At 60.3% G+C, this 14,093-nt stretch carries 12 protein-coding genes; 9 read left to right on the top strand and 3 right to left on the bottom strand.

Annotation, left to right across the window (positions count from 1 at the left end):
* Window positions 1-93: 93 nt before the first annotated feature.
* The 7 genes from ATO7_RS09115 to ATO7_RS09085 all read left to right on the top strand — a co-directional run bounded on the left by ATO7_RS09115 (window position 94) and on the right by ATO7_RS09085 (window position 10,313).
* A complete protein-coding gene (locus ATO7_RS09115; protein ID WP_240499464.1) occupies window positions 94-1,581 on the top strand; it encodes a DUF1329 domain-containing protein in 1,488 nt (495 codons plus the stop codon).
* A 10-nt stretch (window positions 1,582-1,591) separates the two neighbouring features.
* Window positions 1,592-3,718 carry a DUF1302 domain-containing protein gene (locus tag ATO7_RS09110; protein ID WP_083561362.1) on the top strand — a complete coding sequence of 709 codons (2,127 nt, stop codon included), beginning with the start codon at window positions 1,592-1,594 and terminating at the stop codon, window positions 3,716-3,718.
* A 10-nt stretch (window positions 3,719-3,728) separates the two neighbouring features.
* Window positions 3,729-4,613 carry an SDR family oxidoreductase gene (locus tag ATO7_RS09105; protein WP_206044857.1) on the top strand — a complete coding sequence of 295 codons (885 nt, stop codon included), beginning with the start codon at window positions 3,729-3,731 and terminating at the stop codon, window positions 4,611-4,613.
* Window positions 4,610-6,352, top strand: a complete 1,743-nt coding sequence (locus ATO7_RS09100) for a CocE/NonD family hydrolase (protein WP_083561359.1) — start codon at window positions 4,610-4,612, stop codon at window positions 6,350-6,352. Before ATO7_RS09105 ends, ATO7_RS09100 begins: the two co-directional genes overlap by 4 nt.
* A gap of 82 nt (window positions 6,353-6,434) precedes the next feature.
* Window positions 6,435-8,033, top strand: coding sequence for an alkaline phosphatase D family protein (locus ATO7_RS09095; RefSeq protein WP_083561357.1), 1,599 nt, complete (start codon window positions 6,435-6,437; stop codon window positions 8,031-8,033).
* A gap of 104 nt (window positions 8,034-8,137) precedes the next feature.
* Complete coding sequence (locus tag ATO7_RS09090) at window positions 8,138-9,853, top strand: YadA-like family protein (protein ID WP_083561356.1); 1,716 nt, start codon at window positions 8,138-8,140, stop codon at window positions 9,851-9,853.
* Window positions 9,854-9,920: 67 nt separating this feature from the next.
* Window positions 9,921-10,313, top strand: coding sequence for a hypothetical protein (locus ATO7_RS09085; RefSeq protein WP_146680250.1), 393 nt, complete (start codon window positions 9,921-9,923; stop codon window positions 10,311-10,313).
* A gap of 27 nt (window positions 10,314-10,340) precedes the next feature.
* Here ATO7_RS09085 and ATO7_RS09080 read toward each other — a convergent pair whose 3' ends face one another.
* The 3 genes from ATO7_RS09080 to ATO7_RS09070 form a co-directional block, all read right to left on the bottom strand.
* A complete protein-coding gene (locus tag ATO7_RS09080; protein WP_146680249.1) occupies window positions 10,341-10,922 on the bottom strand; it encodes a hypothetical protein in 582 nt (193 codons plus the stop codon).
* Window positions 10,919-11,656, bottom strand: a complete 738-nt coding sequence (locus ATO7_RS09075; RefSeq protein ID WP_083561353.1) for a FadR/GntR family transcriptional regulator — start codon at window positions 11,654-11,656, stop codon at window positions 10,919-10,921. Before ATO7_RS09075 ends, ATO7_RS09080 begins: the two co-directional genes overlap by 4 nt.
* An 80-nt stretch (window positions 11,657-11,736) precedes the next feature.
* Window positions 11,737-12,180, bottom strand: a complete 444-nt coding sequence (locus ATO7_RS09070; protein WP_083561352.1) for a potassium channel family protein — start codon at window positions 12,178-12,180, stop codon at window positions 11,737-11,739.
* A gap of 155 nt (window positions 12,181-12,335) precedes the next feature.
* Here ATO7_RS09070 and ATO7_RS09065 point away from each other — a divergent pair, with 155 nt between their 5' ends.
* Both ATO7_RS09065 and ATO7_RS09060 read left to right on the top strand, forming a co-directional pair.
* On the top strand, window positions 12,336-13,217 hold the full coding sequence (locus ATO7_RS09065; RefSeq protein WP_158523132.1) for a universal stress protein: 882 nt from the start codon (window positions 12,336-12,338) through the stop codon (window positions 13,215-13,217).
* Window positions 13,204-14,061, top strand: coding sequence for a PAS domain-containing protein (locus tag ATO7_RS09060; RefSeq protein WP_158523131.1), 858 nt, complete (start codon window positions 13,204-13,206; stop codon window positions 14,059-14,061). The genes ATO7_RS09065 and ATO7_RS09060 overlap by 14 nt, the downstream gene beginning before the upstream one ends.
* Window positions 14,062-14,093: the final 32 nt, after the last annotated feature.

Raw genomic sequence — 14,093 nt, 5'->3', positions numbered from 1 at the left:
GCCTAGCATGGCCACCCTCATATTTCGATCGGGGGCGACATGTCACAACACCGCAAGAGCTGGCTCAGGCTGATGAGAATCCTCGGCTTGAGCGTGGGATGGGGCAGCGCGATGGCGGCTAATGCGGGCGTGTCGCAGGAACAGGCGGATCGTCTTGGGCGTGATTTGACCCCCGTTGGTGCGATCGCTGCCGGCTCCGCTGATGGGCACATTCCTGCGTGGGTGGGCGGCGATGACTTTCCACAGGCCCTGAAGGACTTCAAGCGCCAGGATCTTGAGGATATCCGCAGCGTAATCAACGGGTTGGATATCCGTGCGGAGGTTGAACAAGCCCTGTCGGCGGCGGACCAGGGTGATTTCGCCAGTGCAAGCACCACCTTGCGCGCGATCATCGACAAGTTGCCAGAGCCGCAGCGCGCATTGGCGAAAGTGGCAGAGAAACAGATTGCCAGTGCGGCTGAGCCGCTGTTCACGATCACAAGCGACAACTACCAAGAGCATGCCGACAAGCTGACGCTGGGGCACCAGGCCATGTTCGAGCGTTACGACAGCTACAAGATGCATATCTATCCGGGTATTCGTAATGCGTTTTACCCGGATGAGATTTACGCCGCCACCAAGGCCAATGCCACGCGTGCTCGATTGGAAGGTACAGATGGCGTCAAGGACGCAAAGCTGGGCTTCCCGTTCCCGATCCCGACCAGCGGCGCAGAGGTGATCTGGAACCACAAGCTCAAGTTTCGTGGCTCGGCGGTGCGCCGGGTCAATGACCAGGCCATTGTGAAGCCTGATGGTGATTTCAAGATCACCAAGATCGTCGAGAACGTGAAGTTCCGCTACGCCAATTTGCAGAGTCCGCCACCCGACGACAACAGCTTGATGGCCTATTACCTGCAGGAAGTGATCTCCCCGCCGCGTGTCGCGGGACAACTGATCTTGGTGCATGAAACGGCTGATCAGTCGAGCAGTGGGCGTGCCGCGTGGATTTTCAATCCAGGATTGGGGCGGGTGAATCGGGCGCCGGATGTGGGCTACGACAACCCGTCGGTGGGCACCGATGGCGAGCAGTTCAACGATCAGGTTGATGTGTTCAACGGTTCGCTCGATCGCTACAACTGGACCTTGGTTGGCAAGCGTGAGGTGTACATCCCGTACAACGCATACCTCATGAGCATGCCTGTGCTGCGCTATCGCGACATGCTGCATGGGCGCCATTTCAATCAGGCGCTGGCGCGTTACGAGCTTCATCGCGTTTGGGTGGTGGAAGCCAATTTGCGCGAAGGCTTGCGACATCAGATCGCAAAACGTGTTTTCTACGTGGATGAAGACTCCTGGTCGATTGCCGCCGTGGCCAACTACGACGGACGCGGCCAGCTGTGGAAGGTTCAGGAAGCTCATCTGATCACCGCACCGTTCGTGCCAACGGTGACCGGCGTGCCGGAGATTATTTACGACCTGCAGAGTCAGCGCTATTTCGTTACCGCGTTGCTCAACGAGGGGGAAATCCCAGACTGGGAAGCCAGTTTCCAGGACAGCTTTTTCAGCCCGGCAAGCCTCAAGCGCCACGCGCGAACCCGTTGAGGACGTGCGCATGAAAAGATTGTTCTGGGGTGTTGCGGCGGTGGCGTTGGCACCCGCGACCCATGCGCTTAATTTCGAGCCGCTCGACGGCCTGTCTATGAGCTGGTCAAACCGGATTGCATTAGGCGCTGCTTGGCGCATGGAAGCGCGTAATCCGGATCTGATTGGAAAGCTCAATCTGACGCCTGATTTGTGCGATGGCGATGACTGCCGTGATTTCGGTGGCGATCCCGCGCCCAATCAGCGCCTGGTTGAGGCACCGGGTGGCTTCGCCGCCCATAACCAGGACAACGGCAATCTCAACTACGAGCAGTACGACCCGGTGGCTGCCAGCCTCAAGTGGACCAGCGAGCTCAGTGCCTACTGGCGTGACGTGGTGTTCCGTGCGCGCGGCGAGCTGACCTTTGATGCGATCAACTACAACTTTGAAAACACTCATGCCAACACGCGCTATCAGCCACAGCACACAGCGCGCGCGGATGTCATTGAAGACCAGGTTGGTGCGCGTCTGGATTTGCTCGAGGCCTTCGTAGCCGTGCCATTTATGCTGGCCGGGCATGAGTTCTTGCTCAGCGTCGGTGAACAGCGTGTGCGCTGGGGTGAGGCCACCACCATTCAGCTCAACAGCCTGAACGAGATCAATCCGCCGGATCAGAATCTCTTGTATGTGCCAGGTGTTGAGTTGGCGGACATATTCAAACCGGTTGGCATGGTGTCGTTAACCGCCAACCTGAATGAAAACACTGCGCTTGAGTTGCTTTATCAATATCGCTGGGAAGCGCTGGCGCCAGCAGCCGCAGGCTCCTTTATGTCGACCAGTGACATTGGTGGTGGTGGCGACTACGCGGTTATCGCAGAAGGCCAGTTTCCTGAAGATCCGGATTTCGTTGGCGTGCCGCAGGGCACTTTGGGGTTGATCAGCAGCTCGTCGGCATCAGTACCCATACTGCCCGAATCCTACGGCGAGCCGCGCGACGGTGGCCAGTACGGTGTCAGTCTGCGTGGTTATCTGCCTGACTTCTATCATGGTGTTGAGTGGGGGCTTTATTTCCTCAACTACCACAGCCGGTTGCCCTATGGAAGCATCTACGCGACCGACGCCGGCTGCTGGCGTGAGGCCAGCAATCTGGTCGGCGCCATAGCGGCCTGCGGTCTGTTCAATGGCTCGCTGACGGGCATTGGATTGGACGCTATCGTGCCGCCCGAGTTGCTGGATCTGATTGGCTCCGATGGCACATTCAGCGGAACCTTGGGCGGTTTGGGTAAGGAACCGGTTCCGCTGGACACGCTAAAGGTGTTCCTCGATTACCCTGAAGACATTCGTATGTTCGGGGTCAGCTTCAACACCACGGTTGGTTTGTGGTCATTGGCGGGGGAATATTCATACCGCCCCAATTTGCCAGCCCAGGTGCATCTGCAGGATCTGGTGTTTGCCGGGGTCAATCCGGTGTTTCCCCGGCAGGAAATTGTTATCCCCGGGGTTGCCACCATTCCGACCGCGCAAAGCGCGGTGCCCAACTTCATCGAGTCACGTTATCGCCGCAACTCGAACATTCAGCCGAATCAGCTGATTCGAGGTTGGGAGGCGCTGCAGGTGGGGCAGCTAAGCCTGACCGGCATTCGCATCTTTTCGAGCAGCAATCCGATAGGCGCCGATCAGATCATTCTGATTACCGAGGCCGGCTTTACCCACGTGATGGATATGCCGGGCCTGCATGAGATGCAATTTGATGGCGGTGGTGCCAACGCTACTCATGCTGGGCCTGGTGCCGACGGAAGCGGTAGCGGCGGCGTGCCTGACACTCGACGTATTGCACCGACTCAGCAAACCCGGGGCTTTGCGGATGACTTCGCGTGGGGCTATCGCGTGTTGGCGCGCCTTGAGTACAACGATTTCATTCCCGGCGTACCGACCTGGCGCCCCATCCTGGCGTTTTTTCATGACGTTGATGGCGTATCAATCGCGCCCATGCAGAACTTTATCGAAGGGCGCCGCCAGTTTGTCGTTGGCAGCCAGTTTGAATTTAGCCAATCCCTGTCTACCACCGTGCTTTATCAAGGCTTCTTTGGTGGTGGTGATCTGAACAAGCTGGATGATCGCGACCATTTGTCGCTGAGTCTGGTTTACACCTTCTAAGGAGCGCAGCGTGGCGTGTAAAAGAGTGTGCACAAAGTCTCTCAAGGGGCGCTTGTGCTTTATCACCGGTGCGGCCAGCGGAATTGGTCGGGCCGTTGCCGAGCAGTCAGCTCAGGCTGGTGCGCATGTGCTGCTTACGGATATCAACGAGGACGCGCTGTCGACGGTTGCAGAGGGTATCCGCACGGCGGGTGGTGTGGTGCTTGATAGTCGCGCCCTGGACATCGCGGATATTGAGCAGGTTCAAAGCTACGCTCGGGATATTCATGAGCGCTTCGGCAGTGTTGATGTTTTGATGAACGTGGCCGGTATTTCCATCTGGGGCACGGTCGATACGCTGAGCCACGAGCAGTGGCGGCGTGTCGTCGACATCAATCTGATGGGGCCGATACATGTCATCGAGAGTTTTGTGCCGCAGATGATTGAGGCCCAGCGCGGCGGGCATATCGTCAACGTGTCTTCGGCCGCCGGGTTGTTTGGCTTGCCGTGGCATGCAGCCTACAGCGCCAGCAAATTCGGTTTGCGCGGTGTCTCTGAAGTCCTGCGCTTCGACCTTGAGCGCCATGGTATTGGCGTTTCTTTGGTTTGCCCTGGCGGTGTCGACACCGGCCTGGTTCAGACCTTGGAGGTCGCGGGTATTGATATGCAGCAACCCCACATGCAAAAGCTGAAAGCACATTTTCAGCGTCATGCAGTCAGTCCGGATACGGCTGCGCGGGCGATTATCAAGGGCGTGACCGCCGGGCGGTACATGGTTTTTACGTCCAACGATATTCGGTTGGGGTACTGGTTTCAGCGCAAGTTCTCCTGGCCCTATGAGCTGGTCATGCGCTGGCTGAACCAGCGTTTGTACAAACTCAGTATCGACGCCCGTCGTGCAGCGGTGGACGTATGAACCGCCTGATGTTGAGCCTGCTGCTGATGCTTGCGGCAGGTTGTCAGGGCGGCCAGCAAGCGGGGCGCGAAGACGCGGAGCAGTCATGGTCTCAGCAGGATCTGAGCTTCACCGCGAGTGACGGTGCGACGCTGTATGCCTCATTGCGTGGTGTTGATGATCTTTCGCCCAAGCCGGTGCTGATTGAGTTCAGTCCGTATGGCTCGGGTTCGGACATTCCTGATTTTGGTCCGGCCTACAACCATGTGTTCGTTAACGCGCGCGGAACGGGGCGCAGCAACGGTGCCTGGAGTGCCGTCGGAGCCCGTGATCAGCAGGATATTTCCGAGTTCGTAGCGTGGGCATGCGAGCAGCCTTGGAGCAATGGGCGCATGGGCTTGTATGGCTTTTCAGCCAGCGCCATCGCGATCTACAACACCTTGCATCTGCCACTGCCGTGCGTTGAGGCCGCAGCCCTGATGGCTGGCACCAACGATTTGTACCGCGACTTGCTGTACCCCGGAGGCATACCCAATCTGGTCCCCGCTGTAGCCGTAGGGCTGGGCGTTGGGGCGCCGGCATTGCTAAGCACCCCACTTCGTCTGGCTGATGGCCAAAGCGTGCTCGAGCAAGTGCTTACAGGACTTGGCTTTGTCGGTCTGACCACCGATGTGCTGCTGACCCAGGTCGAGAACGATTACTGGCTGAATCACACGCAGCGCCCCGGACCCAACCGTTTTCCGATTCTCGCGAATACGGGCTTCTACGATGTGGAGTCGCGCGGTCCGTTTGAAAGTTACAAGATGTTGCGCGATCAAGGTGTGCCGGTCCATCTGCGCTTGCTTGGGGCTCACGACGGCTTTCCGAACGGTACGCCCGGGCCCTTCGTTGATTACCAGCGCTGGTTCGACCGCTTTCTGCGCGATCAACACAACGGTGTTGATCAAGAAGCCCCGGTTCAATTGTTGGTTGGGCATGGCGGCTATGAACAGCTTATGGCGGGCGAGTTCAGCCGTATTGAAGGCGAGGACTGGCCATTGCCTGGAACGCATTGGCAGGCCCTATATCTTTCACCGCAGCGGGGTGGCGGTGCTCGCTCTCTCAATGATGCAAAGCTTGTTGGCAGCGCGCCCGATGAGACGGGTCGCCATGCTTATCCAGTGCTCACATCGCTGCTTGGAAGCGATCCTTACACCACGTCGGTGGTCGCTGCAGCGGGTGCGGCGCCGTTGTTCGAGTTCCTGCCGTTCCTGAATGATCTGGCTACGTTGGAGCCGTTGTCGCTCACCTATACCACGCCACCGTTCGTGCGTGATGTGGACCTCATAGGGCCTGCTGGGTTAACCCTGCATGTGATGACAGCGCTGCCCGAAACGGACATCTACGCAGTGATTGCCGATGTTTGGCCGGATGGCCGCTCTTTTCCTGTGGGTGTTGGGCGCTTGCGTTCAAGTTTCCCCCACATCGACCCCGAGCGATCGGTGTATGACAGCAATGCTGAGGTCGTCCAGCCATATCCAGTGCACAGCGCCAAGGACTACGCTGCGCCGGGCGAGCTGCGCGAATATCACATCGAGTTCTGGCCACTGGGTAACCGTTTCATGACGGGCCACCGTTTGCGGCTGTACCTGACTGGCTCGCCGTTGTATGCAATGCCCGCACCGGGGGTGAATCTGGTATTCGTGGGTGGGCAGACTCCGTCGCGCCTGATGGTGCCGGTGCAGAAAGGGGATGATCTGGCTCGTTTGTTTGAGCCGTAAGCTGTACGTCATTACCCATTCATGATCGGGTGATAGCATCCCCTGTTTGAGCTTTAGCGCGTCGAGAATAAGGGGGACATCCATGGGGAAAGCGCGTCGCAATCGCAGTCAGGCCAGTGGGCTTGATCGTCGTTCGGTACTCAAGGGGCTGGCCACGCTGGGGGCGGCGCCGGCCTTGAGTGCATGCGGTGAGGCCGGGCGTCAGTTGTCCGGGCCGGCGCCACAGGTGGATGCGGATGTGGCGGTGAGCTTCATCCACGGGGTGGCGTCGGGCGATCCTTGGGACGACTCGGTGGTGTTGTGGACACGCATTACACCGGCCGAGGACACCGATGAAATTCCGGTGGCCTGGGAGATCGCTCGCGACGAAGCGATGACCGACATTGTGGGCTCGGGTGTTTTCGTAACCGACGCGGGCCGCGACTACACGGTCAAGGTGGTGGCGACGCAGCTGGAGCCCTGGACGCGCTACTGGTATCGCTTTCGCTGCGGTGAGGTGGTGTCGATGCTGGGTCGCACCAAAACCGCGCCGCGCGCCGAGCTTGCTCTGGATCAGCTGCGCTTCGCCTTTTCGTCCTGCGCCTGGTATTCCATGGGCTATTTCAATGCCTACCGGGGCATTGCCGAGCGCGATGATCTGGATGTGGTGTTCACGCTGGGCGACTACATCTACGAGTACGGCGGTGACGAGTTGCTCTCCACGCCGTTCGCGCTGGGGCGCTACATGGCGCCGGGGCATGAGATTGTCTCCTTGCAGGACTATCGCACCCGCCATGCGCTGTACAAGACCGACCCCGATCTGCAGGCCGCGCATGCGGCGCACCCGTGGATCTGCACCTGGGATGATCACGAATCGACCAACAACAGCTATGCCGATGGTGCTGATAACCACACCGAAGGCGAAGAGGGCAGCTGGACTGAGCGCAAGCGCACGGCAATGCAGGTCTACTTCGAGTGGTTGCCGGTGCGAGAGGAATACAACCCCAATACGCATCCCGATGCGTTCTTGTACCGGCGTTTGCAGTACGGTGATCTGGTTGAGTTCTTCGTGCTCGAATCGCGTCTGGAAGGGCGTTCGGTACAGGCAGAAAATGCCGAAGAAGCGGCTGACCCGCAGCGCTACATGATCAGCCCGCAGCAGGAGCAATGGCTGATCGGGGGCATGCGTGAAAGCACCGCACGATGGAAGGTGGTGGCGCAGCAAACCATGATGTCGCAGCTGTTCATCGCTCCGGGTGTGCCGTATGGCTATGACGCCTGGGACGGTTACGTGGCCCAGCGCAATCGCCTTTTTGAGGCCTTCGCCGAGATTGACGATGTTGTGGTGATCACCGGCGACATTCACACCTCGTTCTGCAACGAGCTCACCGTTGACCCTCGCGACATGGCCTATCAACCCGGTGTGAGCGGTTCGGTGGGAGTCGAGTTCGTGTGCCCTTCAATCAGCTCGCAAGGCTTGCCGCTGGTCGTGGTCAACGTGCTGCAACTGTACAACCGGCACATGCGCCAAGCCGTGGGTGATCTGGAAATTGGCCACGGCTACGTGGTGATGACGGCCACCCCGCAACGGTGTGAGGCGGCCTACCGCTACATGGTCTCGGTGCGCACGCCGCTCAAACTGGAGCTGCCCGGGCCGGTGTGGGGTGTGAACAGCGGCGAGAAAACCCTGACTCGCAGCTGAGGCTATCCAGACGACCTAATTTCGCTCCCCTGCATCTGAACGTCGAGCAGGTGCGTAGAAGGTGTTGATGAGCTTTCTCATCAACAACCTCTAAGGGGAGATTTATGATTGCCAGTACGATTCGACGTCCTGTTGCGGCGGGCCTTAGTGTTGCCGCATTGGCTGTGGCATTAAGTACACCAGCCTTTGCCGATGCGACACCCGACTGCAACGTGGGTGCGGCGACAAATTCAGTGGAGTGTGGTGAAGGCGCTTCGGCGAGCGCTTCCGGCGCAACCGCCGTAGGTGCAGGGGCTGTCGCAAGCGCTGCTGATGCAGTGGCTGTAGGCGGTGACAACGATGGCGCCAATCCGGCAACGGCGTCGGCACCATCCACCGTAGCGGTCGGCGGTGAAAGCGACGCGACAACGCCAGGCGCCACCGCCTTGGGGTGGCAAGCGCAAGCGACAGGTGCCATGGGTACGGCGGTCGGGCATCAGACAACGGCCTCAGGTGACCAAAGCTTCGCAGGCGGTGAAGACGCAATCGCGTCCGGAACCAACGCGATTGCGATCGGTAACACGGCGCTGGCCGAAGGTGGTGATTCAATCGCAATCGGTGGTAACCGTGACGGTAGCAATGGTGTGGCAACCATCGCCACAGGCCCCTCGACAACTGCGGTCGGTGGTCAGTCCCTGGCCAGTGGTCCGGGGGCGACAGCATTCGGTTGGCGCTCGGCCGCAGATGGCGAACGCTCGACGGCGCTGGGGCACCTGGCAACTGCTACTGGCGTACGCACAACGGCGATAGGTGAGAACGCCGACGCGCAGTCAGATTTTTCGACGGCGATTGGCAATGAATCCATCGCTGACGGCGTTGACGCGCTGGCTGTTGGCGATAGCGCGTTTGCGGCGGGTAACTCGACAACAGCAGTGGGTGGAGAAAGCATCGCCAATACCCCCGGGTCGACCGCGCTGGGTTGGCAGGCTCAAGCTACCGGAGCGATGGGCACAGCGGTGGGGCATCAAACGACGGCTTCGGGTGATCAGAGCTTCGCTGGGGGTGAAGACGCCGTGGCTTCTGGCAGTAATGCCATCGCTATTGGCAATGCCGCCATAGCAGAGGGTGGGGATTCGATCGCCATCGGCGGCAATCGCGATGGTGCGAATGGTGTTGCGACCCTCGCCACTGGACCCTCCACAACGGTGGTAGGCGGCCAGGCACTGGCCAGTGGTCCCGGTGCTACAGCGTTTGGCTGGCGTTCGTCCGCCTCGGCTGAACGAGCCACTGCGCTGGGTCACCTTGCCAATGCGAGCGGCGTGCGATCGGTTGCGGTCGGTGAAGCTGCAGCGGCAGGGGGTGAGCGGGCGATTGCGGTCGGTGACTTGTCCAGCGCGAACTTCGACAACTCCGTTGCTATTGGGGCCGGCGTGGAAGCCAGTCGTGCCAATGAGGTGGCGATTGGTAATGCAGCCAATACGTACCGGTTCTCCGGCATCACATCGTCAGCCAGTCGGGCCGCACAGTCTGGGCCTGTGCAACTTGTCACTTCGGATGCGCTGGGTAATCTTGCGACTGCGGACATGGAGGACTTTTTTGACGAGCAAATGGATGAGACGCGGGCTGGTATCGCGCTGGGGCTCGCACTGGACACGCCGATGATTCCCTCCGGCAAGACCTTCGCCATGAGCGTTGGCGGTGGCCATTACGATGGCCAGAGTGCGCTTTCGCTGGCAACCAGTTTCCGAGCGTCAAACAATCTTGTGTTCTCGGCAGGTGTAGGTTCCGGCCTTGATGTTGGTGAGTTCGGTGGTCGAATCGGTGCTCAGATTGCTTGGTAATTGTGATCGGGTGTGGCGGCGGGTCGTAAGACTCGCCGCTATCCTCCTGCTGTGTAGTCCGCTTGCTTTGTCTGCGGCTCCCCGGGTGCCCGACGACGAGGTTCTGGCGCGATTGGTGTGGTCGACGATGATTGCCGTAGACAACGCCAATCGCACAGGCAATTACGCGGTGCTGTACGCCCTGGGGTCGCCCGGCTTTCAGTCGCGTCATAGCCAGAAGGATCTGGCCCAGATTTTTGCCGGACTTCGCGAGCGACGTATCGATGTGGGCAGGGCTGTTCTGGTTGCACCGACGTATCACATACCGCCGGCGATTACGGCGCAAGGCCAGCTTCGATTGCGCGGTGGCTTCGAATACCGACCCCGCGCCATACGCTTTGACGTGCTCTTCGACCTGGTTGATGGGGGGTGGCAAATCGCAGCCTTGTCCGTGGCGGAAATGGACGCGAGCACGCGATAAAAGCCCAGCACCCGACCCGCAGCTGAGTCAGGCGGCGGGGCGCAACTGCGGGCGCGACTTGATGCGGCCCCAGCGGGCGGCCTGTGGCAAGCGTTTTTGCAGCCACTCGGGCAGGCCTTCAAGGCCGAGCACGTTGCTTTCGTGCTCGCCCTCGGCCATGAATTCACGTGTACCCATGAGGTAGTCGAACCAGGGGCGGGTGACACACCAGTTGGCGCTGGGGTTGCGGCCCATGTGGTGATCGTAATGCCAGCGCAGATGCTGTTTGCCCCACTGCGGGTCTAGGTGCGATTTCTTGTGCACCCGGTAGTAGTTGGCGGCGCTGTACCACAGCGTGCCGACATAGAACGGTGCCAGCGGAAACAGCGGCGCCACCACCGCCGAGCTGGCAATCAAGGCCCAGGCTTCCTTGCCTTGTGCATGCATGCCGAGGGGGAAGCGGCGGTAGCTGGGATCGTAGTAGTCATTGCGTCGCACCGCGCCGTGGTGCTCATGAAAATGGAATGACCAGAAGGTCCCGCGTGTCTTGCCCATGCCGTGCAGGACATGTTTGTGCACAACCCATTCCACCGCGTTAGCGGTGATCAGGCCCAGTGGAATGCCGATCATGCTTGCCCCTTTTGACGGGATCCAAGTTGCTGCAACAGGCGTTCAATGGCCTGACCGCCTAGGGCCACGTGGGCCGCAGCGTGGTCGTGCGCCGCCTGGCTGTCGCCCTGGCGGATGGCTTGGGCCAGAGCCTTCAGGCCGGCAATATCACGAAATTCTTCGCGCATCACGGCGGTCAGCAGCGGGCGAATGGCTGCGTAGGTGGCCTCCAGTGAGTTGAAGGCCAGGCGGTACGCAATGTTGCCGCTGCCATCGATTACCTCGCGCCAGTAATCCAGCGCCAAGACCTGCAGCCGTGCGTCGTCACCGCCAGCGGCCTGCATACGTTCGAGCATGCCATCCAGCCCGTCGGCCAGCGCAGTCTGGGCCTGCTGCGCGGCGGCAGCGGCGATGGTCGGCGCCAGGCTTTGACGCAGGCTGAGGATGCCGCGCGCCACTTCGGTGTTGATCTGGCCGCTGGCACTGACCAACAGGCTGGGCAGCATTTCCAGTCCGGCCTCGCGTCGCCAGTCCAGGACCTGGGTCGCGCCGCCATGGCGGACGGCAATCAGGCGCGCCTGCTGCAAGCGTTTGAGCGCCTCCCGCACGGCGCCACGGTTAACCCCGAGCAGCTCGGTCAGGACACGCTCCGAGGGCAGCTCCTCGCCGGCACTCAGTTCGTCGCTGAGGATACGGTCGCGCAGCTGGGCGTAAACCGCCTCGGACAGGGAACGCTTTTCCACGGTTTGAAACACGGCAGACTCCAGTCATCTGATCAACTGATCATACCAGTTGTTGTGAAACTGTCCACACACTATGATCCTGGCCCCAGCGCTTAGCGCGGGGTCCAGTAGCGCTGCATCTCCAGATAGGTGAACGAGGCCGACCAGGTGATCATGAGCAGGCCGACCACCGATTCCACTCCGACCAGAATGCGGATCGCGCCGTGCGGCACCAGATCGCCATAGCCCAGTGTGGAATAGGTGGTGGCTGACAGGTAGACCGCATCCATCAGGCTCAACGCCGGGTGGCCGCCGGAAATGCCGCCGAGGCTAGGAAAGTGTGTGGCCATGTGGATGCCCAGGCCGAAAATGCCGATTTCGACCAGATGCAGAACCAGCAGCAAGGCAATCAGCACCAGCATGCGCAGGCGCGCGGGCACATGGCGCCAACGTGGCAAAGCGTTGTTCAGGGCGTTCAGTCCCTCGTAGTGCAGGGTCACTGTTATGGCGACGACGCCCAGGGTCAGCAACATGGCTGTGGTGTGCGCGGACAACATCACAAGTTCATCTACAGGCCAGTGAGGTGTCAGTGTATTGGATCGTCTGCGGGGTCGCTGCGGCTTGATCCAGATCAATGCGCTGTGCTTTCACGCGACTCATCCTGAGCGTCATGTCTCCAGTTGGAGTGGCCCTGCGATCGGGAGAGACGATCATGAAAAGCCTGTCCAAAATTATTCTGGCCAGCGAATTTTCCAGCACCTGTGAATGCGCACGCGAGCATGCTCAGGCCCTGGCTTTGCGCAGCGGTGCCGAGCTGCACGTGGTGCATGTTCAGGTATTGCACGGCGACCAGTTCGGTTGGGCCGGCATTCCTGACATCAAGGCGGTCGAGCGCGCCATGGATCAGATGTCAGACACGCGCATGGCCCGCTTCGTCAGTGGTTTGGATGGCGCCGTAACCCAAGTGGTGATGCGCGATATCAGCGCCTCGCCGGCCATCTTGCGTTACGCCGCCGAGCAGCAGGCCGATCTGATTGTCATGGGCACACACTCGCGCAAGGGCATGGACCGCCTGTTCATGGGCAGCGTGGCGAGCGAGGTTATACGCCGCAGCGAAGTCCCGGTGCTGGCTATCGGCCCTGAGCAGCACCATCCCGAGGACGGCTATCAGCGCCTGCTTGCTGCGGTGGATTTTTCTCCCAGTTCAGATGCCGCATTGCGACAGGCGCGTGCGATGGCGCTTGAACGCCAAGCCGATGTGATCGCCCAGCATGTGATCGATGACCGCAGTTTGCCGCCGTATTTTCAGGGTGATTTCATCGAGCCGCAGCGCGAGAGCGCGCGTCTGGCCATGCAGCAACTGCTGCGCACGTTAGATGCGCCGCCGCGCATTGATCCTGTCATCAGCACGGGCAAGCCAGCGCAAGCTCTGGTTGAGGCCGCGCGCGCGCATGCAGTGGACCTGATCGTGGTCGGCGATGCCGGTTTGTCAGCGCTGGATCGCTTTTTCCTCGGTAGTACCGCAGATCGATTGCTGCGCGTTGCAACGTGCCCTGTGCTGGTTCATCGGGGCGACATCATTGGCAATCTCTGAACAGCAGAGCCCGCCAGCTGAATATCAGCTGGCGCAACAGGCACTCAAAGGTGCCGATGGACATTTGCTGGCCGCCCTGGCCGAACGTGTGCTGCTTGAGCCCGCGTCACAATCCCGCCAGGCGCCATCAATGTTCATCACCGATCCGACGGGCTTGATTCTGTGGGTCAATGCAGCCTTCACTCAGCTCACCGGCTATACCGCCGCGCAGGCAGTCGGACGCAATGCGCGATTGCTCAGCAGTGGCCAGCAAGGCCGTCGTTTCTATCGGCGCATGTGGGAGTGCATCAGCAGCGGGCAGGTGTGGTCGGCTGAAACCGTGGATTGTGATCGCTACGGCTTCCGCTACGTGATCGAACAGAGCATTTATCCGCTGCTGCGTTGCGGCGCGATTCACTACTACCTGTCGGTACACCACGAGGTTGCTGATCAGCGCGTTCAGCGTCTTGAAGCGGAACGCCGTCGCGGTGTCGATGAAGCCAGCGGACTGCTGACCGGCACCGCATTTCTCGACCGCATCGGTGATCGCGTGCGCCAAGCCGAGACGGCAAGCCGTCACTTTGCCGTGATCAGCTTGCAGCTTGCCCCGGCCTGCATCGAGGCGGCTGCTGGCGACATTCGGGGTGCATTGGGCCGGGCCGATTGTGCGGGACATTTTGGTGATGGGCAGGTTGGTCTTTTGATCAATGATCTGAGCACAACCGCGGCCGCTTGCAACTGGGTCAGCCAGGCGCTTAAGACCACATGCGAGCGCCATGCTTGGCAGGCTGGCGTGGCGATTTTTCCAATCCACGCCGATTGTGCAGGCCGGTTGTGGCGCATCGCCGATGACAATGTGCCCTGACTGATCAAGAATAGTCGGCCTGTTCTGTGCGC

Source organism: Oceanococcus atlanticus, from assembly GCF_002088235.1.
GTDB classification, from domain to species: Bacteria; Pseudomonadota; Gammaproteobacteria; order Nevskiales; family Oceanococcaceae; genus Oceanococcus; species Oceanococcus atlanticus.
This window is presented reverse-complemented; position numbering and strand designations above follow the sequence as displayed.